Origin of the sequence: Deinococcus depolymerans, from assembly GCF_039522025.1 — a bacterium.
In the GTDB taxonomy this organism is placed as follows: Bacteria; Deinococcota; Deinococci; order Deinococcales; family Deinococcaceae; genus Deinococcus; species Deinococcus depolymerans.
The window spans coordinates 42,592-68,930 of record NZ_BAAADB010000006.1 but is presented as its reverse complement, the minus strand read 5'-3'; the positions used below and the strand labels follow the sequence as shown (position 1 = coordinate 68,930).

The following is a 26,339-nucleotide window of genomic DNA, read 5'->3' as shown; positions in this document are numbered from 1 at the left end:
CGCCCCGCGCAGACTGGGCGCATGACCGACCACGCCCTCTCCAGACGCCTCTCGTACCTGCTGCGTCACGCCCCACACGAGGCGGGCCTGACCCTCGCGCCCGGCGGCTGGGTGCCGCTCGCGCCGCTGCTGCTGCACCTGAACGTCACCCGCGCACAGGTCGAGGCTGTGGTCGCGGGCAGCGATAAGCAACGCTTCAGTCTGCGCGGCGACCACATCCGCGCCAACCAGGGACACAGCGTTCCCGTCGACCTGCAACTCGAACCCGCCATCCCACCCGCGCGGCTGTATCACGGCACGCACGCGGGTGCCCTCTCCGCCATCCGCGAGGGGGGACTGCGGCCCATGGACCGCCATCACGTCCACCTCTCGCCCGACCCCGATACTGCCCGGCGTGTCGGTGCGCGGCGCGGCGTCCCTGTCGTCCTCACCGTCCGGGCAGGGGAGATGCACGCCGCCGGACACGGGTTCTCCGTCAGCGAGAACGGCGTGTGGCTGGCGGACATGGTGCCACCCGCGTACATAGACGGTGCATAGGTCCTGAAAATACCGTTCAGTGATTGGTGTGCTGGACGGCAGAAACCGGGCCGCGCGCCAGGGGTTGACGCAACCTGAATACCGGGGTATCCTGTTTCTATCACCGCCGAAGAAGGCGGGTTTTTTATTTTCAGCCCGAATAGTACAGGCAGCCCAGCACGACTCCTCGCCTTCCCGCCGCTGTCGAGACTGCGTTTCCGTCCTCCGTCCACCTGTTCAGCCCACCCGGCCCCGATCCGGAGGTGTTCCTGTGTCCAGTGAACGAATGACCATCACCAAGGCCCTGAGCGAACTCAAACTGCTGGAGAAACGCGCCAACAAACTGATCGACGAGACGACCTTCGTGACCTTCACGGTCGGCGCGGAGCCGCCCCGCGACGCCCGCAGCGCCGCCGAATTCAACGACCGCGTCCGGGCGCGCCGGCAGAGCGTCACGGACCTGCTGCGCCGCCGCTCGGCGATCAAGGCGGCCGTGGTCGCCAGCAACGCCCGCACCACCGTGGACATCGCCGGGCAGACGTACACGGTCGCCGCCGCAATCGAACGCAAGGCCAGCGTGGCCTTCGAGCAGCGGCTGATCGCGCGGCTGCGCAGCGACCTCGCCCGCGTGCAGCGGGAGGTCGAACTGCACAACGAACGGGCCGGGGAACGCCTCGATCAGCAGGCGCAGGCGCTGCTGGGCAAGGAAGGCTCACGCGGCGCGGAGTACGAGGCGCTGCACCGCTCCTTCATGGACCGCAACGCCGCGCGGCTCCTCGACCCGCTCGACGCGCAGGCGGACATGGACCGCCTGTCGGATCAGGTGGAGGCGTTCCTCGCGGAGGTGGATCAGGCCCTGAGCGTCAGCAACGCCCTGACGGTGATCGACGTGCCGTGAGGCGCGGGGCTGGCCGTTCGAACGGCGCGCGACGTGACCGCCCCGACCACAGGGTCATGTGGTCAACTCCCTGACTTCCGGAAACTGGATGTCTTCTGCACCAACCCCCCACAGGGGGGCCGCTGAACACTCAAAGTTGACGCCTCAGGTGACAGCCTTCACGCCTCTCAACCCTCTTTCCATGAACGCTCAGCGCTCAAGCTTGCAAGGCTCGATCAAATCCTGGACGCAGGGCACCCACGGACCCGGTCACTCCGGCGCGCGGCCCCCAGGCTGAACGGTCAGCCCCACCACCTCAGGGTTCCCTGGCACCACCGGGGAACCCTGAACCACTCTGACCCCTGCCGGCGTTGAGGCAGCGGACCTGTCCGGCGCCGGGCTACGCTGCAGGCATGGATCTCGCTGCTGCCCGCGCCGCCCTGCAAGCCGCCTCTCGCGTCGCCGTGCTGACCGGCGCGGGCGTCAGTGCCGAGAGCGGCATTCCCACCTTCCGGGACGCGCAGACCGGGCACTGGGCGCGCTTCAAACCTCAGGACCTCGCCAGTCCGCCCGCCTACCGCCGCGACCCCGAGATGGTGTGGGAGTGGTACGCGGGCCGCTACCGCGACGTGCTCGCCGCGCAGCCCAACGGCGCGCACGACCTGCTGGCACGACTGGAAGCGCAGAAGGGGCCGGGGTTCTTCCTCGCCACGCAGAACGTGGACGGCCTGCACCACCGCGCGGGCAGCGGCACGCACGGCGGGCGGGTCGTGGAACTGCACGGCAACCTCCTCAGCGGCCGGGACGAGGTGACGGGGCAGACGTTCCCCCTCGCCGCGCCCGCTGAACTGGTCACGCCGCCCACCTCCCCGCTCGGGAACCGCATGCGGCCCAACGTCGTCTGGTTCGGCGAGTACCTTCCCGAGGAGGCCCTAGAGGCCGCGCAGGACGCCTTCGCCGCCGCGCAGGTCGCGCTGGTCATCGGCACGAGCGGCGCCGTGTACCCCGCCGCCGGACTGGCCGCCGAGACCCTCCGGCGCGGCGGGATCGCCATCGAGATCAACCCCACCGACACTGAGATCTCGCACCAGATGACCTACACCATCCGGGACGTCGCGTCACGCGGACTCGCAGCGCTACTCGAATGAAGGTCCACCCGCAGCGCAGCCACGTGAAGGGCCCAGCCAGCACCCCACCCGCCCCGGCGCGCATCTGGGGCCTGCTCGCCAGCGAGGCCGACCGCGTGGTGCTGTTCCGGCGCGGCCCCTCACGCTGGACGCGCGTGTACCTGTGGGACACCGCCACCGACACCCTCTCGCCCGGATCGTGGTTCCACGGGCGGCTGTACGAGTGGATGAGCGACCTCTCTCCCGACGGCGAGCACCTGCTGTACCACGCGCAGAACGAGTCAAAACGGCAGCAGGCGCTGGCAATGGAACGCTACGGCGTCAGAATGTGGGACTGGACGGCTCTGTCGAAACCGCCGCAGGTTCACGCCATCGGACTGTGGAACGCCTCGGACGGCTGGAGCGGTGGCGGCGCGTTCCGGGACTCACGGACGATTCAGGTCAACCACACCGACCTGACGAAACAGCAACTGATTCGCCCGCCGGGTTTTGAGGTCCTGCATCCTACGGGCACGTTGCGGGTGGATACCTTCCGCGTCGTATTGAAACGGACGGGTTGGCACGTCGCTCATCAGCCGAGACGCTGGATCGGCATGGGTGAAGCGGACCCGTTCACCCTGCGTAAGAAGTCACTGGAACTGAATTTCATCAGCGATCAGCGGTATCACCGCTTCGTCCGGTACCGCTGGCTGGCGGAAGGACCGTCGCCCGATCTGGAGGGTGCGACCTGGGCCGACCTCGACCGTCGGGGGCGGCTGTTGATCGCCCGCGCCGGACGCGTGTTCATCTGGCGCGGGGGGCAGGAGGCGGAACTGGCGGACCTGAACGCCGACCAGCCGCCCCGCCCGGCTCAGCCCGCGTAGGGGTTGGGGCGCGTGGCCTCCTGCGCGAGCCACTGCGCCCAGGTGCGGCCCACGCCGCTCAGGTCCGGGCGGGTCAGGGGCGTGAAGCGCCGCGCGGCCGGGATAGGCACGAGGCGGGTGCGTGCACCGGTCGCGTCGGCCCAAGTGCGGGCCAGTTCCGGCAGGGGGATGACCTGCGGACCGACGATGTCCGGGGCGCGGCCCTGCGGGGCTTCCAGCGCGACCTGAGCGATCTGCGCGGCGGCGGCGTGGACGTCCACCGGCTGGAGGGGCAGGCCCGGCAGGGGCAGCAGCGGCGCGCGGGTCAGGCGGGACAGCAGGAACGCCACGAACTCGTGGAACTGCGCAGCGCGCACCACCGTGAACGGCACGCCGCCCGCCGCGACCAGCGCTTCGGCCTGGGTCTTGGCGCGGTAGTACGGGAAGGCCCGCACCCGGTCGCAGCCCACGATGCTGACGTACACGACGTGCCGCACGCCCGCCTCCCGCGCTGCCGCGAGGAGCACGCCGGTCATCTCGATGTCCGCCTGGGGCCGCGACGGCTGGCTGGCGGCGTGAATGACGGTGTCCACGCCGCGCAGCGCGTCCGCCAGGCCCGCGCCGGTCTGCAGGTCACCCTGCCGGAAGGCGGGGCGGGGGTCGGCGTGGCGGGACAGGACGCGCACGTCCGCGCGGCCCTCCAGGGCAGGCAGCAGGGCGCGGCCCAGCACGCCGCTGCCTCCGGTCACGAGAATCGTTGTCATGGGGTGGCCTCCAGCGGCGCGGAAAGGGGGAGAGGGGGCGTTGCTGCGTTCAGCAGACGCCATCGCGCGTGGCGGATTGTCCCCCGGCGGGTGTCTGATCGCCCCCACAGTCCTGGGCGGGAGGGTGCTACGTTCAGGGTGGCCCGCTTCCGGGTGGGCCGACTTCCTTCGGGGTGGGGTGGAATTCCCTACCGGCGGTGATGTCGCTTCAGGTGGCGCGGGCCGTCCCGCGGCACCCGAGCGGAGCGAGCAGAAGGCTCGCCTGTTCACGAACTGACTCAGCCCGCGAAGCCCGCGCAAATTGCACCACGCGCAGGCCCGATCCGGTGAGATTCCGGGGCCGACGGTGTTATGGCGCGCAGAGACGCTCAGGCGGATCAAGAAGGGCGAGGGGCCGTCCCCGAGCCTGTGGCCCATTCAGTCCGGATGAGAGAAGGAGGAACGCTGCCTGCCACCCCGGCGGGCGGCGACAGACCATGTATGAAGTGAATGCTCCACCCCCTGGGGTGGCGGCGGCACTGCCGGTCGACGGGCGGTTCATGACGCTTGCGCTGGCGGAGGCTGCCCGAGGACTGGGCCGCACCGCGCCGAATCCCCCCGTGGGCTGCGTGATCGTGCAAGGCGATGAATTGGTGGGGAGGGGCTTCCACCCGAGGGCCGGTGAGCCGCACGCGGAGGTGTTCGCCCTGCAAGGCGCGGGCGAGCGGGCGCGTGGCGCCACCGCCTACGTGACCCTGGAACCGTGCAGCCACCACGGGCGCACGCCGCCCTGCGCGGACGCGCTGATCGCGGCGGGCGTGCGGCGCGTGGTCGTGGCGGCGCTGGACCCCAACCCGCTGGTGGCGGGACGCGGCGTGCAGAGGCTGCGGGACGCCGGGATCGAGGTCACGGTGGGCGTGCTGGAGGCCGGGGCCGTGCGGCAGCAGGCGGGCTTCCGCAGCGCAGTGGTGCGGGGTCGCCCGTGGGTGGTGGCGAAGTACGCCATGACCCTGGACGGCAAGGTGGCCGCGCTGAACGAGGCCAACGGCGCGGTCAGCGGCCCGCAGGCCCGCGAGCGCACCATGCGCTGGCGTGACGAACTGGACGCCATCGCGGTCGGCAGCGGCACGCTGGGGCTGGACGACCCGGCCCTCACGACGCGCGGCGTGCCGGGTGGGCGTGACCCGCGCCCCGTGGTGTTCGACCGCCGCGCGGCGAGCGACCCGCAGGCCCGCGCGTGGCGCGACGGCGCGGTGCTCGTGACCGCCCCGGACGCCGACGCGGCCGCGCACGAGGCCGCCGGGATCACCGTGCAGCGCGCTTCCTCGCTGCCGGACGCCCTGAGCGGACTGGCGGGCCTGGGCATCGGCAGCGTGCTGCTCGAGGGCGGCCCGACCCTCCTGAGTGCCTTCTTCGCGCAGGGACTGGTGGACGAGGTCAGGGTGTTCGTGTCCCCGAACCTCCTCGGCGCGGGCCTGAGCCCCCTGACTGGCCCCGCGCGCCCCATGCACGAGGCGCAGGCCTTGCGGGACGTGACGGTCGAGACCCTCGGCCCGGACGTCCTGATCACCGGTCTGCTGCACGACATCCCGCGCGTCTAGCTTCTTCTCCCTTCCTGCGGGGGACTCGCAGAGCCGCGCAGCGGAGGGTTGGGGTGGGGGGGCGTGTGACCACCGCTTCCACCCAATACGAGGTCAAAGCATGTTTACTGGAATCATCGAACAGGTGGGCGTCATTGCCCGCACCAGCGAGAACGAAGGGAACCTGACCGTCACCATCCAGCCCGCCCGCATGTGGGCGGACGTGGAACTGGGCGAGAGCATCGCCGTGAACGGCACCTGCCTGACCGTGACCACCTGGGACGCGGCGGGCTTCACCGTGGACCTCAGCCGCGAGACACTCGCCAAGACCGCGCCGCACTGGCGGGAGGGCGTGAAGGTGAACCTGGAGCGTGCCATGACCGCCCAGGCGCGCTTCGGTGGCCACGTCGTGAGCGGGCACGTGGACGGCGTGGGCACGGTCCTGCGCGTGGACGCCCGGCCCGGCGCGTACACCATGACCGTCCGCGCCGCGCCGCACCTCGCCCGTTACCTCGTGCCGAAGGGCAGCGTCACGGTGGACGGCGTGAGCCTGACCGTCGTGGACGCCGGTGGCCCCGCCGGCAGCCGCGCGGACCTGCGCCCGGACGAGTTCACGCTGTGGCTCGTGCCGCACACGCTGGAGGTCACCACCCTGCACACCTGGGCGGCGGGCACGCAGGTGAATCTGGAGGCCGACCAGATGGCGAAATACGTGGAACGACTGATCCTGATGCGCGACTGGACGCCCGAGCAGGAGGTGACGGCATGACCCTGGCCTCCATCCCGGAACTGCTCGCGGAACTGCGCGCCGGGCGGCCCGTGATCCTGGTGGACGACGAGAACCGCGAGAACGAGGGCGACCTGCTGATGCCCGCCGCGACCGCCACGCCCGAGTGGGTGAACTTCATGGCGCGCGAGGGACGCGGCCTGATCTGCGTGACCCTCACGCCGGACCGCGCCCGCGCACTGGACCTGACGCCCATGGTGGGCAGCAGCACCGACCCGAACGGCACGGCCTTCACCGTCAGCGTGGACCACGTCAGCAACTCCACCGGCATCAGCGCCTTCGACCGCGCCGCCACCATCGCCGCGCTGATGGACGACGCGGCGAAACCTGCCGATTTCCGCCGCCCCGGCCACATCTTCCCGCTCGTGGCGCGGCCCGGCGGGGTGCTGCGCCGCGCCGGGCACACCGAGGCCGGCTGCGACCTCGCCCGGCTCGCTGGCTTCACGCCGATCGGCGTGATCTGCGAGATCATGAATGATACCGGCGAGATGAGCCGCCTCCCGGACCTCCTCGCGTTCGGCGAACGGCACAGCCTGAAGGTGGGTAGCATCGAGGCCCTCATCGCGTACCGCATGGAACACGACCCGTTCATGGAACTCGTCGCCGAGGCGAAGTTGCCCACCGAGTACGGCGAGTTCCGCCTCGTCGGCTTCGAGGACACCCTCAGCGGCGCCGAACACGTCGCGCTCGTCATGGGCGACGTGACGCCCGATCCCATGCTGGTGCGCGTACACAGCGAATGCCTGACCGGCGACGGCTTCCACTCCCTGCGCTGCGACTGCGGCCCGCAACGCGACGCCGCCATGCAGGCCATCGCCGCCGAGGGCCGCGGCGTCCTCGTGTACCTCCGGCAGGAGGGGCGCGGCATCGGCCTGCTGAACAAGATCCGCGCCTACCACCTCCAGGACGGCGGCGCGGACACCGTTGAGGCGAACCTGCAACTCGGTTTTCCCGCCGACGCCCGCGACTTCGGCATCGGCGCGCAGATGCTCCACCTGCTCGGCGCGCGGCAACTGCGCGTCCTGACGAACAACCCCCGCAAACTGCACAGCTTAGGCGGCTTCGGCCTGGAAGTCGTCGAACGCGTGCCCCTCCACGTCGGGCACAACGAACACAACACCGCGTACCTCAGCACCAAGGCCGCCAAACTCGGCCACATCGGCACCGACGGCAGCGGCGACTGAGAACCCCTCAGTCCGCTGCGCGGCCAGCTCCCCTCAAGGGGAGCCAAGGACACAGCCCTGCCTCCCCTTGAGGGGAGGTGCCCCGAAGGGGCGGAGGGGTCTGCACGTAGCTTCACCACCCATAGCCCACACCTCATCCCCTTTCCAAGGAGACCCACCATGAACCGAATTGAAGCCCATCTGCTTGCCACCGACCTGAAGTTCGCCGTTGTCAGTACCCGCTGGAATCACCTGATCGTTGATCGCCTCGTGGAGGGGGCGGAACTGGCGTTCGTGCAGCACGGCGGGAAGACCGGGAACCTGGATCACTTCCTGGCGCCGGGCAGTTACGAGGTGCCGCTGATCGCCCGCCGACTTGCCGAAAGCGGGAAGTACGACGCGGTGGTGTGCCTGGGGGCCGTCATCAAGGGCGATACCGACCACTACGATTTCGTGGCGGGCGGCGCGGCGAACGGCATCCTGAACACCAGCCTGCACACCGGGGTGCCGGTGGCGTTCGGCGTGCTGACGACCGATACGGTCGAACAGGCCCTGAACCGCGCCGGGATCAAGGCCGGGAACAAGGGCGCGGAGGCGGTGCTGGCGATGATCGAGACCGTGAACCTGCTGAAACAGATCGGGTAAGGGGGGGCGGGTGGGGGCAGTCACGGCCCCCGCCAATCCCGCCTTGACTCACACCCGGCCCTGCGCGGGGTTGTTATGCTGTTGTGCTTGATGCGGGGCCGCCACTGGAGTCCCGAAAAGGGGTGATGTGTTGTGACGGCAGCTGAGAACATGCAGGATCAGGTTTTTCCCGCACCGATCAAATCGGTCGAGGGTGGCAGCGCCGCCGAGCGGGCCGGGGTGCGTCCGGGTGACGTGCTGCTGCGCGTGAACGGCGAACCCGTGACGGACGTGCTGGCGTACCGGCACGCGCTGTCGCAGGGCCGCGCGACGCTGGAGATCGCCCGGCCGAAGGAAGCGCCGCGCGTCATGACGGGCGTGGCGGGCACCGCGCAGGACCACCACCGGCTGTTCCTGCCGACCCCGCCCAGCCTGGAGGACACCTTCACGTTCGACGTGGAGTGGGAGGATCCGGGTCTGGAGTTCGAGGAGGTGCTGTTCGACGGCATCAAGAAGTGCGCGAACAAGTGCGATTTCTGTTACGTGCATCAGATGCCGCGCGGTTTCCGCAAGAGCCTGTACATCATGGACGACGACTACCGCCTGTCGTTCCTGTACGGATCGTTCGTGACCCTGACGAACCTCTCGGAAGGGGACATTCAGCGGATCGAGAACGAGAACCTCTCGCCGCTGTACGTGTCGGTTCACACGGCGAACCAGGACCTGCGGCAGGACATGATGAAGTGGTGGCGTCTGAAGGTCAAAGACCAGCAGGCCGTGCAGATCCGTTCCATGATCGAGCGGCTGGAGCAGATCGACCTGTACACGCAGATCGTGCTCGTCCCGGAACGCAACGACCGCGAGAACCTCGACGAGACCGTGGAGTACCTGGCGAGCCGTCCGAACGTGATCAGCGCGGCGGTCGTGCCGATCGGCCTGACCAGTCACCGCACGAACCTGCCGGACGTGCGGACCTTCACGCGGGAGGAAGCGCAGGACAGCCTGCGCCGCCTGAACGTGTGGCGCCGCAAGTTCCTGAACGAGCGGGGCACGCGCTTCGTGTTCCCGTCGGACGAACTGTACCTGCTGGCGGGCGAGCCGCTGCCGACCGAGGAGGAGTACGAGGGCTTCCCGATGCTGGAAAACGGCGTGGGCATGATCCGCGACTTCCTGACCGAGGCCCTGCCGGAACTCCCGGCGGCGCTGCCCGAACCCCGGCGCGTGATCCTGGGCACGGGGTCGCTGTTCGCCGAGTCGCTGGACCGGGCCGTCGAGCCGCTGCGGGCCATCGGGGGCCTGACCCTGGAGGTGCGGGCCATCGAGAACAAGACCTTCGGGAAGGTCACGACCGTGGCGGGCCTGCTGACGGGCCGCTGCTTCCGGCACGCGGTGAAGCCGGGCGAGGCGGACCTGCTGATCGTGCCGCCCACCACCCTGCGCTACGGCACCGAGCTGATGCTGGACGACGTGAGCCTGGACGAACTGCGCGCCGAGCTGCGCATGGACATCCGGCCGGGTGGCGCGACGCTGGGCGAACTGGCCCGCGTGATCCTGGAGGGCGCGCGCAGCAGCGGGCACCAGTGGGGCATGAGTGCGCACGCCGTGAAGGACAGCGGGCGCGAGGAACCGGTGTCTGTCGAGGTGGCGGCGCAGAACATGCGCGGGCAGGCCTGAGCGGTTAGATTCAGGGCAGGGAACAGGGGCGGTGGCCTCAGCGGGCGCACATCTGGCCCCGCTGAGGCTGCCGCCCCTGTCGTGGTTGAGGTCGGATTGACAGCGGCACCCGGTGGCGCGCCGGGTGTTTCCTGTCGTTTCAGCGCGGAACGGATCGTCGGACTGAACAGACAGGAATCCTGGCAGCCGGGCTGCGTGGGGACACCCGGACGGTTGGCGGCCCCTTCATGTGGCGGTCAGGCTGACCGGCGCGTCATCCGATCGGGACTGCGGCGCATATGACTGTTCAGGACCCGGCAAGTGTTCGGGGCAGGCCACGCGCCGGAGGTTCCACCATGCGAAAAACACCCTTTATCGAATCGCGCCTCGCGGCCACCCTGACCGTTCCGCCCCGCCGGGACGCCGCGCCTCTGGCGCAGAAGGTGGACGCCCTTGAACTGCGGCTGGTGGGCTGGTGGGTGCGGCACGGCGTGACGCTGCTGCGGCTGGCGCTGGGGCTGATTTTCGTGTGGTTCGGCGCGCAGAAGTTCTTTCCGGGCCTCAGTTCCGCCGAGGCGCTCGCCACGCGCACCATCTCGGTCCTGACGTTCGGGCTGGTGCCGCCGCAGGTGAGCCTGCCGGTCCTGGCGACCTGGGAATGCCTGATCGGGCTGGGCCTGCTGACGGGCCGGTTCATGCGGGTCACGTTGCTGCTGCTGTTCGCGCAGATGGCCGGGACCTTCCTGCCGCTGGTGTTCTTTCCCGCCGAGACGTTCAGGTTCGTGCCGCTGGTCCCGAACCTGGAAGGGCAGTACATCCTGAAGAACCTCGTGCTGATCGCGGGTGGTCTGGTGGTCGGGGCGACCATGCGGGGGGCGCGCATGATGGAAAGCGCGGAGCAGGACGCCGCGCGTGACACCCTGCGGCCGGCCGCCAGTCCGCGCACCTGATACGGACTGCCGTTTGTTTCGTTCACAGATCGGTGGTGTTCCGATCTGTCAACGCCACGTCCGGAACCCGCCCAGCTCCTCCTCTGCAGGGCAGCTCTCCGAGTCGCACCCGCCCGGACCCACCAGCTTTGCAGGCCGTTCAATCGGAGGCCGTATGACTTCTGGTGCGGGCGCTCTGGCCTGCCGAGGGCGGGGAGGCGCAAGTGGTATGGCCCGCTGGGGGGGGTTGTCTGGGATTGGTAGCAGAAAGTGAGGGGATTCAACCTGAAATACCCCACATCCCCCCTGAAATCGTCTAGACAACCTTGTGTGAATTGCATTGCTATCCGATGAACGCAGTGTAAAACTTCACGCATGATCAGTGGATTCCGGGATTTCATCATGCGCGGCAACATCGTCGACCTCGCCATCGCCGTCGTCACCGGCGCAGCCTTCGCGGCCCTCGTCACGGCCTTCTCGAACGCCTTCATCAACCCCCTGATCAAACTCGTCACGGGCGGCGGCGCCGTCGGCGGCAAGTTCACGGTCAACGGCGTGGACTTCGATTACGGCATGTTCATCACCGCCCTGATCACCTTCCTGCTCACCATGGCTGTCATCTACTCCGTGGTCGTCGTGCCCTACAACAAGTTCCGCGAACGCATCGCCAGGCCGGTCGAGGCCGCCCCCGCCGGCCCCACCAACGAGGAAAAACTCCTGATGGAAATCCGCGACGCCCTGCGCGCCCGCTGAACCCACCCCACACGGACGGCCGTCTGTTCCGCCGACCACCCGGAACATCGCCGACTCTGCCGACTCCACGCCCGGAACCCGCCCCTCTCCCACCCTGCGGGGCCGCCCTGCGAGTCGCCTCCGCCCGGATGGAAGGAGCTTTGCAGCCCCTTCCATCGGACTCCGTACCAGACTGAAGCGCGGCCCTCACACAGATGGGGGCCGCGCCCTTATGCTGCCTTTCATGACCCGATCCGCGAACTACGCCCGTTCCTTCCAGATGCACCGCGCCGCCCTGATGGACCTCTACGAGCAACTGCCCGAGGACCAGGGAGGCTTCAGCGCCTGGGAAGGCGGCATGAACTTCATCGCGCAGGCCGACCACCTGTCCGTCAGCGCCACCCGCTTCCTCAGCATGATCCAGGGACAGGCGCCCGCACCCGCCCCGGAACCCAGCCAGACCCTCACCGAGGCGCGCGGCCGCCTGTGGGACACCAACGAGCAGGCCCTGGCCGCCATCAGCGCCCTGACCGACGACGACCTCGCCCGCCGCGTCCCGGCCTTCGGCGGCCGCGAGATGCCCGTCACGGCCCTGCTCGACCTGATCATCACGCACGAGGCGCACCACAAGGGCCAGGTGTGGGTCATGGCCCGCATGATCGGCATCAAACCCCCCATGTTCGTCAAGATGGGCTGAACCAACCCGCAGGACGCACCACAGACAGAGCCGCTGGCGGATTCACGCTGCCAGCGGCTCTGTCCCGTTCGGCCCGGCGTTCATGCGGACGCCGTCCGGGCCGCTCCTGCGTGGCGGAGCCGCGCTGCGGGTCACCTCCGCCCGGACCCGGCGGCCCTGCAGGCCATTCACAGTCCGTTTCAGCGGGTTCCGTCTGCTCCGCCCACCCACGTACCGGGGTGCCAACGCCACGCCCGATCGTCCTCTGGGCTCCCACGCTGCGCAGCAGCCCTGCGAGTCCGGATTCCGTTTGTTTCGTTCCCAGATCGGACCACCACCGATCTGCCAACGCCACGTCCGGAACCCGCCCAGCTCCTCCTCTGCGGAGCAGCTCTCCGAGTCGCATCCGCTCGGATGGAACGGCTCTGTAAGTCATTCAATCGAAGTCCGTATCAGTTCACCAGTTTGGTCTTGTTCGTTACGAAGTCCATCAGCACGTACTGGCCGATGTTCTGCGGCGTCGTGAAGTACGCCTTGCCGCGCGTCATCTCGCTGACGCGGCGCACGAAGCCCACCAGTTCCGGGTCGCGGGCCAGCATGAAGGTGTTCACCTGAATGCCGCTGCGGCGGCAGCTGGCGACCTCGCGCAGCGTCGCGCCCAGCACGTAGGGGTCCAGGCCGTACGCGTTCTTGTAGATGCGGCCGTCCGGGAGGGTCAGGGCGCTGGGTTTGCCGTCCGTGATCATCACGATCTGCTTCATGTCCTTGTTCTCGCGCTTCAGGAGCTGCTGCGCCAGCCGCAGGCCGCCCGCCGTGTTCGTGTGGTACGGCCCGATCTGCGCCTGCGCCAGCCTGGAGACCGGCACCTCCTCGGCGCTGTCGTGGAACAGCACGAACTTCACGGTGTCGCCCGGGTACTGCGTGCGGATCAGGTGCGCCAGCGCCAGCGCCACCTGCTTGGCGGGCGTGAAGCGGTCCTCGCCGTACAGGATCATGGAGTGAGAGCAGTCCAGCAGCACCACCGTCGCCGCCGACGAGTTGTACTCGGCCTGCCGGATCACCAGATCGCTCTCCTCGAGGTTGTCGAAGCCCTTGCTGATGACATTCCCGAGCGTGGCGGTCGTGTCGAGGTTCATGGTGTCCCCGAACTCGTACCCCTTGAGTTCGCCGGTCATCTCGACGCCGCTGGCGTACTCGCGGGTGTCGTGCGCGCCCGCGCTGCTGCGGCCCAGGCCGCCCATCAGGTCCCGCAGGCTCTTGTACCCCAGGAAATCGATGCTCTTGTCGGTCAGCTGGAATTTCGCGTCGCCGGGGTCGCCCGCGCCGCCTCCCTCGCCATCCTCGAATTCCTTGCGGATGAAGCCGTCCTGTTGCAGGCGGTCCATCAACTGCTGGATCTGCTGCCCCAGCCCCGTCTCGCGGATGTCGTCGGCCTGCATGGCCTCCAGCAGCTGCTCTTCGGGAATCATGCCGCGCTCGGCCAGCGCCTCGAGGATCGCGTCGAACAGGTCGTCCATGCTGGGCCGGGCGTCCGGGTCCGGGTCGTACGGGTCGTTCATGCCCTGCCCCAGCAGCGCCTCCTGAATCATCTGCATCAGTTCACTGGAATCCAGCTGGTCCAGTTCCCCCTCGAACTTGCTGTACCGGGTAATGCGCGCCATGAAGACCTCCGTTCACTCCCAGCATGGCGCGTTTGGCAGCCGCACTTTGTAAGGGTCTGGGCGTTTCGGGCGCGTGAACGCCGCCGCTATTCCACCGGTTGCGCCGGGTGCGTCACAATGGCGGGTATGACTGATGCTCCTGCCCCCCTGCGTCCTGACGCCCGCCTCGTGCGCCTGCACGCCGAACGTGGTGATCCGCAGGCGCGGCTGGCCGGAGCCCTGGCCGCGCTGGAGGGGGCCGACTGGGCCCTGCTGCTGCGCGACGAGGACGCCCTGGCCCGCCAGCTGGCCGCGCAGCTGGGCCGCGGCACGCTGCGCGTGGACCCGCGCGTGCGGGTCAACCGCGACGCCCTGGCGGCCGCCGGACTGGCCGCCGCGTCCCTGGACGCCGACTGGCGTGGCGCGCGCGCCGTGTGGCTCATGGAAGCCAGCGCCGACGACCTGGACCGCGCCCGCCGCGCCGGGGTGCCGGTCATCTCGGACGCCACCCTGGCGCCCGGCGGGGACTGGCTGCGGCGCGGCGCGGCACTGACCGTGTACCGTGACAGCGTCACCCTGACCGGCCACGGGGACGCCCCGCTGGCCGCGCTGTTCGGCAGTGGCCGCGCCCCGGAGTCGGTCGGCGCGCCTCCCAGCGACCTGAGCGTGTCGCTGGCCCTGCGGGACGCCGCGACCCTGCCGCTGCGACTGGCCCGCGCGGCCCGCACGACCGCGCAGCTGGCCGAGCGGCTGGGCGGCGCGGCGCAGCCGGCCGGGCCGACCGCGCTGCTGCTCGCGCCGGACGCCGCGCCCGACACCACCGCGCCGTCCGGTGGGGTGCTGGCCGCTGCCCGCAGCGTCGGCGGGGGCGTGCTGCTCACGCCGGGCCTGGAGGACCTGGGCGTGACCCTGACTCTGCTGCGCGCCGCCGGAACGACCCCGCCGGAGCAGTCCGGGCGGGCCCAGGCGGACCGGACGCCGCCCATCCCGGAACGGGACGGCCCCCCCGAGGGCAGGGGAGACGACCGCCGCGAGTTCAGGCGGGGTGGCCGTGACCGCGCCGCGTTCGACCGTGGAGGCCGCCCCCGCCGTGACGAGGGGCGCCGTGACGAGCCGCGCCGTGATGAGCCGCGCCGTGAGGACCGGCCGCGCCGCGAGGCTGGCCCGGACCGCGTGACCTTCGAGGCCCCGGCGGCCACGCCGGCGCAGGCTCCAGTGGCCATGCCGGCGCAGGCCCCGGCGGAGGAGGTCTGGGAGCCGGAGATCGTGTTCAGCGACACGCCCTCCCCGGCGCACATGCCGCTGCCGATGCCGGTCAGTTCCGGCCCGGACGCGCCCAACCTGCCGGCGGGCCTGCCGGACGTGCGTCACCTCGACCCGGTCCCCGCCGACGCGCCCACAGACACGGCTGTCCCAGCAGACACGGCCGTCCTCACAGACACGGCCGCCCCGCCGGAGACCGCGCCGCGCCGTGACCGGTCTGCGCGTGAGGACCGGCCCGCCCGCGGGGAACGTCCGGCCCGCAACGAGCGTCAGGGCCGCCCCCGGCCAGGCGCCGCTCCCGTGACGGCCGAGCCCACGCCGGTCATCCTGGTCCCGGACCTGCCGGGCAGCAAGGAGGACCCGGCCGCGAACCTCACGGACGAGCAGGCCGCGGTGTACGCCCGCCTGCGCGACTGGCGCAACAGCGAGGCCAAACGCCAGGAGATCAGCCGCTTCATCGTGGCCAGCAACGCCACCCTGGCCGAGATCGCCCGCCGCATCCCCTACACCGAGGCGGACCTGCAGGAGGTACGCGGCATGGGCCCCGAACGCCTGCGCAAGTACGGTCAGACGATCCTGGAAGTCGTGCGCGGCTGACCCCCCCCGCCCCCGTGCCTGCCCTACGCGGGCTCTTCCGGGCCGTAGCGGTGCTCGGCGGGCAGGGGCGCGCCGTCATGCACCGCCTGCGCGATGCGGGCGGCCAGCGGGAAGTCCACGGCGGCGTACCACGCTTCCTCCAGGCCCGCCCCGGGCGCGGCGCGGTACACGCACAGGGCGGGACCGAAACTGCACGAGCCCAGGCAGCCGCTCTCGGTCAGGCGCAGCGTCCCGCCGCGTTTGTAGTACGCCAGGGACGCACGTTCCAGGTGATTCCAGAGGGCGCGGTGCAGCAGCGCCGACCCGCGCGCCTGACAGTTGGGACCCTGGCAGACGAGCAGGTGGCCGTTCGTGCGGAAGTACTTGGCAGGCATCGCCCTAATCCTCGGGGATGACCAGCAGACGGTCTGCGTCCTGCACCACCCTGACCCGCACCCCGTACGCGGCGTGCAGGTGCGCGGGCGTCAGCACGTCGGCGGGCCGCCCGCTGGCGAGCACCTGCCCGGCGTGCAGCAGCACCAGCCGGTCCGCGCGGGCCGCGAGGTTCAGGTCGTGCAGGACCGCCACGACGCCCAGCCCCCCGGCCACCTCGCAGCGCAGGTACCGCACGACCTCCAGCGCGTACGCGAGGTCCAGGTGGTTGGTGGGTTCGTCCAGCAGCAGGAAGCGGGGTTGCGCGGCCAGCGCGCGCGCCAGGGCCACGCGCTGCGCCTCGCCGCCCGACAGTTCCGACACGCGCCGGTCCTCGAAACGGCGGGTGTCCGTGCGGTCCAGCGCGGCGTCCACGGCCGCCTCGTCCCCGGCCGTCCAGGGGGAGCGGGGCAGCAACCCGAAGCGCCAGTCGCCCGCGCCGCGCCCCAGGGCGACCACGTCCCGCACGCGCGCCGCGGCCGGGAGGCCCTCGCTCTGCGCCAGGAACGCCAGCGCCCGTGACCGCTCGGCGCGGCTCCAGGCCCGCAGCGGCCGGCCGGCCAGCCGCACCTCGCCGCGCGTGACCGGGGTCAGGCCGGTCAGGGCGCGCAGCAGCGTGCTCTTGCCCGCGCCGTTCGGGCCGATCACGGCCGTGAACTCGCCCGGCGCGAACGTGGCGCTCACGCCCCGCACCGCCGGGAACGCCCCGGCCTGCACGTGCACGTCGTGCGCCTCCAGCCGGTCCGGGACGCCGGCGGGACTAGCCATGCGACTCCCGCCTCAGCAGCCACAGGAAGAACGGCCCCCCCAGCAGCGTGGTCACGATCCCCACCTGCGACAGCGGCGTGGTGCGGGCCAGCAGGTCCGCGTACACCAGCAGCGCCCCGCCCAGCAGCGCCGAGAGCGGCAGCAGTGTCCGGTGCCCGGGGCCGAACAGCAACCGCACGACGTGCGGCACGATCAATCCCACGAAGCCGATCACGCCCACGTACGCCACCGCGCCCGCCGTGGCGACGCTGGCCGCCACGACCGTGATCAGCCGCAGCCGCTCGACCGGGACGCCCAGACTGCGGGCCGTGAGTTCCCCCAGTTGCAGCGTGTCCAGCGCGCGGGCCAGCAGCAGCAGCGCCCCGCCGCCCAGCGCCGCGTACGGCAGGACCGTCAGCACGTCCGGCCAGCCGCTGAAGCCCAGGTCGCCCAGCGTGTACGCCAGCACCTGCCGGGCGCGGTCCTCGCCACGCAGGATCAATGCCGTGGTGGCCGCACTCAGGACGCTGCCGACCACCACGCCCGCCAGGATCAGGCGGTTCGGCGGGAAGCGGCGGCCCTCGCGCGCCAGGAGCAGCGTGCAGGTCACGGCCCCCAGCGCCAGCAGCAGCGCCGTCACCGGAATCAGGGCGCGCGGCCACCCGGCCACGATGGCGATGGTGGCGCCCAGCGCGCTGCCGCTCGCCACACCCAGCAGGTACGGGTCGGCCAGCGGGTTACGGAACACGCCCTGAAACGCGCCGCCGCACACGCTGAGGCTCGCGCCCACCAGCACGCCCATCACCACGCGCGGCAGGCGGATCTGCCACACGATCACGTCGTTGCCCGCCAGCGTCTGTCCGGTCAGGCCGCGCCACAGGGCGCCCAGCACCTCGCCGGGCGGCACGTTCACGCTGCCCAGCCCGGTCCCCAGCACCACCGCCGACAGCAGCAGCACCAGCAGCCCGGCCGTCTTCAGGGGCAGCAGCGCGGTGCGGGCGGCGCTCCGGCGTTCATGCGTGACCACGCTCACGGCTTACTTGAACAGTTCCGGGTGAATCAGCTTCGCCAGGCCGCGCAGCGCCAGGGACAGGCGCGGGCCGGGGCGGCCCAGCATGGTGTTCAGCTCGTCCGGGATGCTCACGACCCGCCCGGTCTTCAGCGCGCCGATGCTGTTCCAGCCGGGCCGGGCGCCCGCCGTCTTCGCGTCCACGCCCAGGATCAGCTGCGGGTTGGCCTTCACGATGAACTCCGGGTCCACCTTCGGGAAGTCGCCCATGCTGGCGGGGATGATGTTCCGCGCGCCCGCCTTGGTCAGCAGCACGCCCATGAACGAGTTCGGGCCGACCGAGTACGGCGTGGGGTCGATCTCCAGGTACGCGGTGGGCTTGCGCACCACGTTCCTCGTCAGGATCTCCACGCGGGCAATGTCGCTCTTCATGCGCGTCACGAGCGCCCGCGCCTGCGCCTCGCGGTTCACGACGCGGCCCAGCGTCAGGGTCTTGCTGAACACCTCGTCGTACGTTTCGGGGTTCACGGCCACCACCGTGAGACCCGCCTGCGTCAGCGGTCCCTCCAGCTTCCCGTACTGACTGACGAGCACTAGGTCCGGTTTCTGCGCGATGATCGCCTCGATGTTCGGGTCGTACAGGCCGCCCATCTTCGGCAGTTTCGTGACCTGCTGCGGGTAGTCGCTGTACGCGTCCACGCCCACCAGTTTCTCGCACGCGCCGATGGCGCACAGCGTCTCGCTGGTGCTGGGCAGCATGCTCACGATCCGTTTCGGTTCGGCCTTCACGGTCACGGTGCGGCCCAGGTCGTCTTTCAGGGTCAGGGGGTAGGTGGTCGAGGCAGACGCGCCGCCCAGGGTCAGGAAGCCGGTCAGCGCTGCGGTCAGGAAGGTGCGGTTCATGGGGTGCTCCTCGCCCCTCGCCGGAACAACGACGCCGCCCCGGAGTGGGGCGGCGCAGGGATCAGCGGTCCGTGGGCAGGCGCGCGCCGGGGGCGGGCCAGCCACGGCGTGCCCCCCACTCCGCGAGAGGTCATGCCACACGCCCCCGGTGACCGGCAGGCGTGAACGGCGGGGGTGCTCGGCCTTACCCGCGCCGTGGGGGCGGGTTACCGTTGCGCGACAGGACCGGACTCTCACCGGATTTCCCCCCGCAGCCGTCACCGCCCAGCATAGCGCACGCCGCCCCCGGCCCAACCTGACGCCCAGCAGCGGCCCCCGGCGGGTACACTCGCGGTCATCACAGGCCGCCCGCTCCTTTTCGACATCCTGCCCGCCTGCTGAAATTCACCCCACCGCTGGACGGTCCACCATGATCAACCTGTTCCTGGGAATCCTGCTGCTGCTCGTGCTGGTCATCGCGGAACTGCTGTACCTGCACTTCGTCGAGAAAGAGGCGATCCCCTGGCGGGAAGTGATCTTCAACCTGAACTCCGGGCACATCATGACCTGGGTGTGCCGGGGCCTGGAAATCGCAGGTTTCGACTACGTGCTGCGCCACGTGAGCCCCGGCTGGGTCGGGCAGTGGCCGGTCGCGGCGCAGTGGCTCTTCACGCTGGTCGCCTGGGACCTGTGCTTCTACTGGATGCATCGACTGCACCACAAATACCCGCTGCTGTGGGCCGTGCACGTCGTGCACCACGAGGGCGAGCATTTCAGCCTGTCGCTGGGCATCCGCAACTCGTGGTACTCCTCGCTGACCTCGCTGCCGTTCTTCGTGCCGCTGGCCCTGCTGGGCGTGCCCACCGAGCAGTTCGTGCTGATCGGCGCGCTGCATTACTTCGTGCAGTTCTACAACCACAACCGCGTCGTGAAGAAATCCGGCTGGCTGGAACACGTGTTCGTCACGCCCTCGCACCACCGCGTGCACCACGCCAGCAACCCCGAGTACCGCGACCGCAATTGCGGCGGCACCTTCGCCATGTGGGACCGCTGGTTCGGCACCTTTCAGGAGGAACGGGGTGACATCGAGATCCGTTACGGCGTGGCGCAGCGCACCCCCACCGACAATCCCTTCTGGGCCAATCACCTGCCCATCCTGAAGTACGCGCTGCGCGTCCGGCCGCCTGCCCTGCGCCGCCTCGCCACGCGCGACCCCCGCCCCCTGAGCGACCCGTTCATCTCGCTGGGCGGCTTCCTGACCTTCGCGTTCCTGATCTACTACATCTCGCAGCAGCAGGCGCTGACCGCTGGGCCGGAATTCGCGCTGTTCAGCATCATCCTGCTCAGCACGCTCGCCATCGCCGGCCTGTACGGCGGGTTCACGTGGGGCCGCTGGTCATGGCTGATCCTGGCCGCGTGCATGGCCGCCTTCGGCGCGCTGCACGGCGTCACGCACGGCATCTTCGCGCTGCTGACGGTCCTGTTCCTGATTCATGGCACGCTGACCTTCTGGAGCGCCCGGCGGCCCGCCCCGTACGCCCTGCCTGGCAGCGGGTAGGCGCGCACGGCGGCGGCCCCGCTCAGTACGCCCGGCCGACCGGCACGGCCAGCGCCGAGAGCGCCTCGCCCAGTTCCGCCGTGACGTTCTTGATCCCGCCGCGCGGCGAGATGGGCTCGCCGAAGCGCACGATCCAGCGTTTCCCGTCGCGGCTGATCCCGGCCGGCAGGATCGGCGCGCGGCCCTTGGCGGCGATCAGCGCCGCCCCGCCGTGCAGTTCGCCGCCGCCGCGCGTGCCCTGCGGGAAGATCCCGACCGTGCCGCCCACCTTCAGGATCCGCAGGGACGTGCGGACCGCGCCCAGGTCGTTGCCGCTGCGGTCCACCGGGAACGACCCGCCGGCGCGGATCACGTCCCCGATCAGCGGCACGAACAGTTCCTTCTTCGCCATGAACTGCAGGAACCGCCCCGGCGGCAGCGCCCGCGCCACCAGGAACGGGTCCAGGCCGCTCACGTGATTGGCCGCCACGACCAGCGGCGTGCCGGGCGCGGGAACGTGTTCACGCCCGTGCACCTCGAGGTGCATGCCGCTCGCCAGGACCGGCAGGTACGTCACGTTCACCACGAAGCGGTACACGGCCGGGTGCACGTGAGGCGCGGCCGGTTCCGGCGCGGTCCGCGCGGGCGAGGCGGCCGGAGTGGGAGAGGCGGAGCCGTTCAGGTCAGGGCGGGCGACGTCACTCATCAGGTTCAGAGGATACGCCTGCGGCCGGGCCTGCACCGACGACCCTGCGCACCATTCACGCGGGTGCCCGCCCCGGACGCGCAGACCACGCCGCGTCCGCAGGGGGGCGTGGCGGGCCGCGCGGGACGGGCCCGTCGTGGCCGGGCGACCCTGAACGGAGCGGGTGAAGGGCTCCCCGGCTTCCCACTGTGGGCGGGCCGACAGTGACCGCCGCCGGGTGCGGGCGTAGGCTGGGCCGCATGAACATCACTGTCATCGGAGCGGCGGGTGGCGTGGGGCGCCGCGTCGTGCAGCAGGCCGCGCAGGCCGGACATCACGTGACGGCGCTGGTCCGCACGCAGGACCAGGCGGACATGCTCGCCCTGCGTGGCGCCGCGCCCGTCCTGGGCGACCTGACCGGCGACTGGAGGCACGCCCTGGACGGCGCAGAAGCGGTCGTGTGGGCCGCCGGCGGCGGGGCCGGCGGCCATTACCGCGCCATCGACGGGGACGCCCTGATCGCCCTGACCGACGAACTCGTCCGCCGCGCCGGCAGTGGCGGCCCCCGCCGCCTGGTGGTCGTCAGTTCCATGGGCGTGGACCGCCCGGACCAGATGCCGCCCTTCCTGAACGCCGTGCTGCGCGTGAAGGCCGTCTCGGACGCGCACGTGCAGGCCAGCGGGCTCGACTGGACCGTCCTGCGGCCCGGCGGCCTGAGCGACACGCCGGGCTCCGGCCGGGTCAGTGCCGGAATGCCCGCCCCGCGCGGCATGATCCCCCGCGACGACGTGGCCGCCGTGGTGCTTGCCTGCCTGAACGACCCGCGCAGCGTGCGCCAGACCTTCGAGGTGATCGCCGGGGACACCCCGGTCGCGCAGGCCGTCGCGGACCTGCAGGGGGTGAGCAGGGGGTAGGGAGTAGGGAGCAGGGAAGGGGGAGTGGGTCGGGGATGACCCCCGACCCACTCCCACCTGCCACGCATGGCCTACGCCCCGTCGTCCGCGTCAGTCCCGTCTGCGTCGTTTCCGGCGTCCTCGTCGGCCCAGTCGCCGGCCAGGACGGCGCGCACCGCCTCGATGCGCGCGCGGCACTGCGCGTAGGCCTCGCGGGCTTCCTCCAGCAGCGGCAGCACGCGGTCGAGGTCGGCCTCGCCGGATTCCAGTTCCGCCGCGATGCGCGACAGGCGGGCGTAGGCCTCGCGGTACGTGCCGGTGGACTGCGGGGTGGCCTGGGGCTCAGTCATGGGCGCCATGCTACCGCTACGCTGCCGGCATGACCCAGGCCCCGCCGGACGTTCAACACTTCGACCTGACCGCGCTGCCCGCCGCCGCGCGTTACAAGCTGCTGACCGCCACCGTCGTACCGCGCCCCATCGCTTGGGTGGGGACGCTGGGCGCGGACGGGCACGTGAACCTCGCGCCGTACTCGTTCTTCGGGCTGATGGGCAGCGATCCGCCCGTCGTGGCGTTCGCGCCGGGTGACCGCGCCGACGGCACACCCAAGGACACCGCGCTGAACATCGGTGCGGGCGGCGAGTTCACCGTGAACCTCGTCAGCGAGGCGCTGGCCGTCACCATGAACGCCACCGCCACGGATTTCCCGCGCGGGCACGCGGAACCCGAGGCACTCGGCATTCCCCTGCTGCCGGGCGTGAAGGTCCGTGTGCCGCGTGTGGCCGCCGCGCCCGCCGCGCTGGAATGCCGCGAGGTGCAGACCCTGACCATCGGCCGCACCCGCATCATCCTGGGCGAGGTGCTGGGCCTGACCCTGCGCTCGGACGCCGTGCAGGACGCCGAGCGGCACCACGTGGACACGGCCGCGCTGGACCTGGTCGGCCGCATGGGCGGCCGCGGCACGTACGCCCGCACGCGCGACACCTTCGTCATCGACCGCATTCCCTTCGAGGAGTGGCAGAAGCGGCAGTAGGGAGTGGGTGGGATTGACGCAGGCGGGTTCGCCGCGCACACGCCATCCGCCGCTTACACCGGTTCCCCGCCGCCCTTCACGCGGGCGTTGTCGGCCCAGACGTAGCGGGCGGCGAGGGTGCGGTACGGGGCCCAGCGGGACAGCACCTCGGCGCTGGGGGTGTCCGGGTGCAGCCGCGCGAGGCCCTGGCGCAGCGCGAGGTCGCCGAGGCTGAACACGTCGGGGCGGGCCAGGGCGAACATCAGAAACATCTCGGCGGTCCAGCGGCCGATGCCGGGCAGGGGCAGCAGTTCGCGGATCACGGTCTCGTCGTCCTGCTCGCTCAGGTGCGCGAAGTTCACCGCGCCGGTCTTCGCGGCCTGCGCGATGGCCTGCACGGTGCGGACCTTCGCCCAGGACAGGCCGGTGCCGCGCAGGGTGTCGCCGCTGGTGGCCAGCAGGGTGTCGGCGCTCACCTCGCCCAGCGTGCCGGTCAGGCGGGCGTGGATGCTGGCGGCGGCCTTCACGCTCAGCTGCTGCCCGGTCACGTTGCGGATCAGCGTTCCGAACGGGTCGGGGGTGGGGGTCAGGACCGGCAGGTCGCCCACGCGGGCGATCACCCCGGCCAGGATGGGATCGAGGGACAGGTGCGCGGTCGCCTGGGCGTGGCTGGTCAGCGGAGCGGGAAGGGGCACGCGCTCCATTCTCGCGGATGGAGGCGCGGCAGCAGAAGGCGAACCGGGCGGGAGGGAGCCGCGGTTCGCCTGTGGGTGGAACGGGTTACTGCGCGGCGATGCCGGTGTTCTGCGCGATCCAGTTGATGAAGCCGTTCACGCGGGTGTACACGCCGTAGCCGCGGCACGCGGCCGGGCCGTAGCTGACGGCGCCCAGCACGTAGAACTTGCCGTTGTAGGGCGCGGCGAGCGGGCCGCCGCTGTCGCCGTTGCAGGAGTCCTTGCCGCTGGCGTACTTCCCGCAGATGGTGTTGGCGGGGCGGGTGCCGCAGTCGGTGCCGGTGGGTGTGATGGGAATGGTGACTTCACGCAGCGCGGTGTTGCTGTACGCGCCGGTCTCGGTCTTGCCCCAGCCGCTGACGGTGGCGCTCTTGCCGTTCACGTCCAGGATGGCCTCGACCGCGTTGCCGGGCAGCGCGGCGGGCTGCACGGTGCTGCCCAGCGTGAAGGCGCTCACGCGGATCAGGGCGATGTCGTTGGCGGAGGTGCTGGTGTTGTAGCTGGGGTGCATGATGATCTGCGCGGCGGTGCGCAGCTGCCCGGTGCTGGTGGTCAGGTTGTTGATGCCGGCGCGCACGCGCATGGAGCTGGCGGCGTAGCCGTCCACGCAGTGCGCGGCGGTCAGGATCCAGGTCGAGCTGATCAGGGTGCCGCCGCACCAGCCGCCCGAGAGTTCGGTGCTGGGGGTCACGCTGACCTGGTAGGGGCGGTTGGTGACGCTGGTGACGGTGCCGTACACGATCTGGCTGCTCAGGTCACTGAAGGCGGGGGTGGTGCCGGTCACGGTCAGGGATTCGGCGGGCAGCGCGGCCCCGGCGCTGGGGGTGGACTGGGTGGAGCAGGCAGAGAGGGCCAGCAGGCCCACGGCGGTCAGGACGGCGTGCAGGGGTTTGAACATGGGGAACCTCGTCAGGGGAGGGGCGGGCGAGCGAAACGGACCGCCCCGTGGGGAGGACGGTCCGGGGTGGGCGCGGTTCAGCGGGTTTCGGTCAGGGTGTAGCTGCCGCTGCCGGAGTAGGCGTACACGCGCCAGCGGTACGTGCCGCTGGTGGCCGCGTAGGTGATCGCCTCGGTGCTGGTGCTGCCCTCGCTGGCGGCCACCTGGGTCCAGGTGGTGCCGGAGAGTTTCTGCAGGTACAGGTCGAAGTCGGTGCCCGACGGGCCGCTCAGGTTGCCCTTCAGGGTGCCGCCCGCGTAGCTGAAGCCGGCGGTGCCGGGCTGGTAGGAGTTGCCGAGGCTGGCGACCGTGCCGGTGTAGGTGGTGCCGGTGGGGGGCGGGGTGACGGTGCCGGCGCCGGTGTACAGCAGGCGGTTGGGGCTGCCGGTGCCGGCGCCCGTGACCTTGCCGGTGGTGGCGTTGTTGATGAGCGTGCTGGTCACGCCGCTGGTGGTGCTGCCGCCGTTCGCCAGGGCCAGGGCGGCGGCGCCGGCCACGTGCGGGGAGGCCATGGAGGTGCCGCTGATGGTGTTCGTGGCGGTGGTGGAGCCGATCCAGGTGCTGGTGATGTTGCTGCCGGGCGCGAAGATGTCGACGCAGGTGCCGAAGTTGCTGAAGGAGCTGCGGGCGTCGGTGTTGGTGGTGCTGCCGACCGTGATGGCGCTGGCGGCGCTGGCGGGGGAGACGTTGCAGGCGTTCTGGTTCTCGTTGCCGGCGGCGACGACCATCACGAGGTTCTGGCTGGCGGCGCTGTTCACGGCGTCGTTCACGGCCTGGCTGAAGCCGCCGCCGAGGCTCATGTTCGCCACGGCCTTGCTGGTGCCCTTGTTGCTCACGGCCCAGTTCACGCCGGCGATCACGCCGGAGTTGGTGCCGCTGCCGGCGCAGTCGAGGACCTTCACGGCGATCAGGCTGACGGCCTTGGCGACGCCGTAGGTGCTGCTGCCGACCGTGCCTGCCACGTGCGTGCCGTGGCCCTGGCAGTCGCTGTTGTTGCCGTCGCCGGTGGTGTTGGTGCCCCAGACGGCGCGGCCCCCGAAGGCGGTGTGGGCGGTGTTGATGCCGGTGTCGATGATGTACGCCTTGATGCCGGTGGCGGTGGTGTCGTAGGTGTAGTTGCCGTCCAGCGGGAGGTTGCGCTGGTCGATGCGGTCCAGGCCCCAGGTGGCGCCGGTCTGGGTGGCGTTCATGTGCATGCGGGCGTCCTGCTCGATGTACTTGACGCGCGGGTCGGCCTGCAGTCGGGCGAGGTTCTGGGCGCTGAGTTTCGCGGCGAAGCCCTGGATGGTCTGGGTGTAGATCTGCTGGACCTGCACGCCCTGCGGGTCGAGGCCGAGCGAGCTGATGAGCGTGTCGCCGCTCTGGAGTTTGATGCTGCCGTCGTTCTGGCCGCCGCTCAGGACGACGATGTACTGGCCGGGGATGGCCTCGGGGTTGGTGGTACCCAGGAGGGGGGCCTGCGTGCGGGTGACCGCGTCGGTGGCGGTTTCTGCGGTGGGGGCAGCCGCGTTCTGCGTGCCGCACGAGGCGAGGGCCAGGGTGAGGGCAAGTGTTCCAAGAGCGATGCGTGCGTTCATGGTGGACCTCCTGGGGTGTTCCTGAGTGACCTCACGGCGAAATGGGTGCAGGGAGGGCCGGTGCGCTGGGGCGTGGGCCGCTGCAGTAATTTCGTGTGGTTGTGGGAACTTTGATGATGATACGCACAGGTGGGGCGGCGGTGCATGAAACCGTGTGGAATTGGTC

General features: G+C 70.7%; 27 protein-coding genes. 16 read left to right on the top strand and 11 right to left on the bottom strand.

Annotated features, from left to right (window positions below):
• Nucleotides 1–21: 21 nt before the first annotated feature.
• From ABDZ66_RS04315 to ABDZ66_RS04300, 4 genes are all read left to right on the top strand, one after another.
• Nucleotides 22–537 (top strand): RNA 2'-phosphotransferase, encoded by a 516-nt coding sequence (locus ABDZ66_RS04315; protein WP_343756448.1) that lies wholly within the window; start codon nucleotides 22–24, stop codon nucleotides 535–537.
• A gap of 250 nt (nucleotides 538–787) precedes the next feature.
• Nucleotides 788–1,414, top strand: coding sequence for a hypothetical protein (locus tag ABDZ66_RS04310; protein ID WP_343756447.1), 627 nt, complete (start codon nucleotides 788–790; stop codon nucleotides 1,412–1,414).
• Between the two features lie 392 nt (nucleotides 1,415–1,806).
• Nucleotides 1,807–2,541 carry a Sir2 family NAD-dependent protein deacetylase gene (locus ABDZ66_RS04305; RefSeq protein WP_343756446.1) on the top strand — a complete coding sequence of 245 codons (735 nt, stop codon included), beginning with the start codon at nucleotides 1,807–1,809 and terminating at the stop codon, nucleotides 2,539–2,541.
• A 23-nt stretch (nucleotides 2,542–2,564) separates the two neighbouring features.
• Nucleotides 2,565–3,383, top strand: coding sequence for a hypothetical protein (locus ABDZ66_RS04300; RefSeq protein WP_343756444.1), 819 nt, complete (start codon nucleotides 2,565–2,567; stop codon nucleotides 3,381–3,383).
• Here ABDZ66_RS04300 and ABDZ66_RS04295 read toward each other — a convergent pair.
• Nucleotides 3,371–4,126: an SDR family oxidoreductase gene (locus tag ABDZ66_RS04295; RefSeq protein WP_343756442.1), complete on the bottom strand. Its 756-nt coding sequence runs from the start codon at nucleotides 4,124–4,126 to the stop codon at nucleotides 3,371–3,373. The genes ABDZ66_RS04300 and ABDZ66_RS04295 overlap by 13 nt on opposite strands.
• 539 nt (nucleotides 4,127–4,665) lie before the next feature.
• Between ABDZ66_RS04295 and ribD the strand changes: the two genes are divergently transcribed.
• The 8 genes from ribD (at nucleotide 4,666) to ABDZ66_RS04255 (ending at nucleotide 12,270) form a co-directional block, all read left to right on the top strand.
• A complete protein-coding gene (gene ribD / locus ABDZ66_RS04290; protein WP_343756440.1) occupies nucleotides 4,666–5,706 on the top strand; it encodes a bifunctional diaminohydroxyphosphoribosylaminopyrimidine deaminase/5-amino-6-(5-phosphoribosylamino)uracil reductase RibD in 1,041 nt (346 codons plus the stop codon).
• A gap of 100 nt (nucleotides 5,707–5,806) precedes the next feature.
• Complete coding sequence (locus ABDZ66_RS04285; protein WP_343756438.1) at nucleotides 5,807–6,454, top strand: riboflavin synthase; 648 nt, start codon at nucleotides 5,807–5,809, stop codon at nucleotides 6,452–6,454.
• A complete protein-coding gene (locus ABDZ66_RS04280) occupies nucleotides 6,451–7,656 on the top strand; it encodes a bifunctional 3,4-dihydroxy-2-butanone-4-phosphate synthase/GTP cyclohydrolase II (protein ID WP_343756436.1) in 1,206 nt (401 codons plus the stop codon). The genes ABDZ66_RS04285 and ABDZ66_RS04280 overlap by 4 nt, the downstream gene beginning before the upstream one ends.
• 159 nt (nucleotides 7,657–7,815) lie before the next feature.
• Nucleotides 7,816–8,280, top strand: a complete 465-nt coding sequence (gene ribH / locus ABDZ66_RS04275) for a 6,7-dimethyl-8-ribityllumazine synthase (protein WP_343756433.1) — start codon at nucleotides 7,816–7,818, stop codon at nucleotides 8,278–8,280.
• A 150-nt stretch (nucleotides 8,281–8,430) separates the two neighbouring features.
• Nucleotides 8,431–9,933 carry a DUF512 domain-containing protein gene (locus ABDZ66_RS04270; RefSeq protein WP_425544402.1) on the top strand — a complete coding sequence of 501 codons (1,503 nt, stop codon included), beginning with the start codon at nucleotides 8,431–8,433 and terminating at the stop codon, nucleotides 9,931–9,933.
• Nucleotides 9,934–10,268: 335 nt separating this feature from the next.
• Complete coding sequence (locus ABDZ66_RS04265; RefSeq protein ID WP_343756428.1) at nucleotides 10,269–10,862, top strand: DoxX family protein; 594 nt, start codon at nucleotides 10,269–10,271, stop codon at nucleotides 10,860–10,862.
• A 354-nt stretch (nucleotides 10,863–11,216) separates the two neighbouring features.
• Nucleotides 11,217–11,594 carry a large conductance mechanosensitive channel protein MscL gene (mscL, locus tag ABDZ66_RS04260; RefSeq protein ID WP_343756426.1) on the top strand — a complete coding sequence of 126 codons (378 nt, stop codon included), beginning with the start codon at nucleotides 11,217–11,219 and terminating at the stop codon, nucleotides 11,592–11,594.
• Between the two features lie 223 nt (nucleotides 11,595–11,817).
• On the top strand, nucleotides 11,818–12,270 hold the full coding sequence (locus ABDZ66_RS04255) for a DinB family protein (RefSeq protein ID WP_343756424.1): 453 nt from the start codon (nucleotides 11,818–11,820) through the stop codon (nucleotides 12,268–12,270).
• A 431-nt stretch (nucleotides 12,271–12,701) separates the two neighbouring features.
• On the opposite strand, the gene ABDZ66_RS04250 is transcribed toward ABDZ66_RS04255, so the two are convergent.
• Nucleotides 12,702–13,910 carry a vWA domain-containing protein gene (locus ABDZ66_RS04250; RefSeq protein ID WP_343756422.1) on the bottom strand — a complete coding sequence of 403 codons (1,209 nt, stop codon included), beginning with the start codon at nucleotides 13,908–13,910 and terminating at the stop codon, nucleotides 12,702–12,704.
• 126 nt (nucleotides 13,911–14,036) lie between these two features.
• Here ABDZ66_RS04250 and ABDZ66_RS04245 point away from each other — a divergent pair, with 126 nt between their 5' ends.
• Nucleotides 14,037–15,749, top strand: coding sequence for an HRDC domain-containing protein (locus ABDZ66_RS04245; RefSeq protein WP_343756420.1), 1,713 nt, complete (start codon nucleotides 14,037–14,039; stop codon nucleotides 15,747–15,749).
• A 23-nt stretch (nucleotides 15,750–15,772) separates the two neighbouring features.
• Here the strand turns inward: ABDZ66_RS04245 and ABDZ66_RS04240 are convergent, their stop codons facing one another.
• Genes ABDZ66_RS04240 through ABDZ66_RS04225 form a run of 4 tightly spaced genes read right to left on the bottom strand, consistent with a single transcriptional unit; the run spans nucleotide 15,773 to nucleotide 18,819 of the window.
• Nucleotides 15,773–16,123, bottom strand: a complete 351-nt coding sequence (locus ABDZ66_RS04240) for a (2Fe-2S) ferredoxin domain-containing protein (protein ID WP_343756418.1) — start codon at nucleotides 16,121–16,123, stop codon at nucleotides 15,773–15,775.
• A gap of 4 nt (nucleotides 16,124–16,127) precedes the next feature.
• Nucleotides 16,128–16,928, bottom strand: a complete 801-nt coding sequence (locus ABDZ66_RS04235) for an ABC transporter ATP-binding protein (protein ID WP_343756416.1) — start codon at nucleotides 16,926–16,928, stop codon at nucleotides 16,128–16,130.
• On the bottom strand, nucleotides 16,921–17,940 hold the full coding sequence (locus ABDZ66_RS04230; RefSeq protein WP_425544400.1) for a FecCD family ABC transporter permease: 1,020 nt from the start codon (nucleotides 17,938–17,940) through the stop codon (nucleotides 16,921–16,923). The genes ABDZ66_RS04235 and ABDZ66_RS04230 overlap by 8 nt, the downstream gene beginning before the upstream one ends.
• Nucleotides 17,941–17,943: 3 nt before the next feature.
• Nucleotides 17,944–18,819: an ABC transporter substrate-binding protein gene (locus ABDZ66_RS04225; RefSeq protein ID WP_343756414.1), complete on the bottom strand. Its 876-nt coding sequence runs from the start codon at nucleotides 18,817–18,819 to the stop codon at nucleotides 17,944–17,946.
• A gap of 409 nt (nucleotides 18,820–19,228) precedes the next feature.
• On the opposite strand from ABDZ66_RS04225, the gene ABDZ66_RS04220 reads away from it, so the two are divergent.
• The gene (locus tag ABDZ66_RS04220; RefSeq protein ID WP_343756412.1) at nucleotides 19,229–20,356 is read left to right on the top strand and encodes a sterol desaturase family protein; all 1,128 of its coding nucleotides are present in this window, start codon (nucleotides 19,229–19,231) and stop codon (nucleotides 20,354–20,356) included.
• A 22-nt stretch (nucleotides 20,357–20,378) separates the two neighbouring features.
• Here ABDZ66_RS04220 and ABDZ66_RS04215 read toward each other — a convergent pair whose 3' ends face one another.
• Complete coding sequence (locus ABDZ66_RS04215) at nucleotides 20,379–21,041, bottom strand: lysophospholipid acyltransferase family protein (protein ID WP_343756410.1); 663 nt, start codon at nucleotides 21,039–21,041, stop codon at nucleotides 20,379–20,381.
• Nucleotides 21,042–21,280: 239 nt separating this feature from the next.
• On the opposite strand from ABDZ66_RS04215, the gene ABDZ66_RS04210 reads away from it, so the two are divergent.
• Nucleotides 21,281–21,934: an SDR family oxidoreductase gene (locus ABDZ66_RS04210; protein ID WP_343756408.1), complete on the top strand. Its 654-nt coding sequence runs from the start codon at nucleotides 21,281–21,283 to the stop codon at nucleotides 21,932–21,934.
• Between the two features lie 71 nt (nucleotides 21,935–22,005).
• On the opposite strand, the gene xseB is transcribed toward ABDZ66_RS04210, so the two are convergent.
• Nucleotides 22,006–22,263: an exodeoxyribonuclease VII small subunit gene (gene xseB / locus ABDZ66_RS04205; RefSeq protein ID WP_343756405.1), complete on the bottom strand. Its 258-nt coding sequence runs from the start codon at nucleotides 22,261–22,263 to the stop codon at nucleotides 22,006–22,008.
• 29 nt (nucleotides 22,264–22,292) lie between these two features.
• Between xseB and ABDZ66_RS04200 the strand changes: the two genes are divergently transcribed.
• Nucleotides 22,293–22,946, top strand: coding sequence for a flavin reductase family protein (locus tag ABDZ66_RS04200; protein WP_343756403.1), 654 nt, complete (start codon nucleotides 22,293–22,295; stop codon nucleotides 22,944–22,946).
• A gap of 53 nt (nucleotides 22,947–22,999) precedes the next feature.
• Here ABDZ66_RS04200 and ABDZ66_RS04195 read toward each other — a convergent pair whose 3' ends face one another.
• The 3 genes from ABDZ66_RS04195 to ABDZ66_RS04185 form a co-directional block, all read right to left on the bottom strand.
• Entirely contained in the window at nucleotides 23,000–23,629 is a 630-nt protein-coding gene (locus ABDZ66_RS04195; protein WP_425544399.1) for a DNA-3-methyladenine glycosylase family protein, read from the bottom strand.
• A gap of 76 nt (nucleotides 23,630–23,705) precedes the next feature.
• Nucleotides 23,706–24,557 carry a serine protease gene (locus tag ABDZ66_RS04190; RefSeq protein ID WP_343756398.1) on the bottom strand — a complete coding sequence of 284 codons (852 nt, stop codon included), beginning with the start codon at nucleotides 24,555–24,557 and terminating at the stop codon, nucleotides 23,706–23,708.
• 77 nt (nucleotides 24,558–24,634) lie between these two features.
• Nucleotides 24,635–26,173 carry a S8 family peptidase gene (locus ABDZ66_RS04185; RefSeq protein ID WP_343756395.1) on the bottom strand — a complete coding sequence of 513 codons (1,539 nt, stop codon included), beginning with the start codon at nucleotides 26,171–26,173 and terminating at the stop codon, nucleotides 24,635–24,637.
• Nucleotides 26,174–26,339 lie beyond the last annotated feature (166 nt).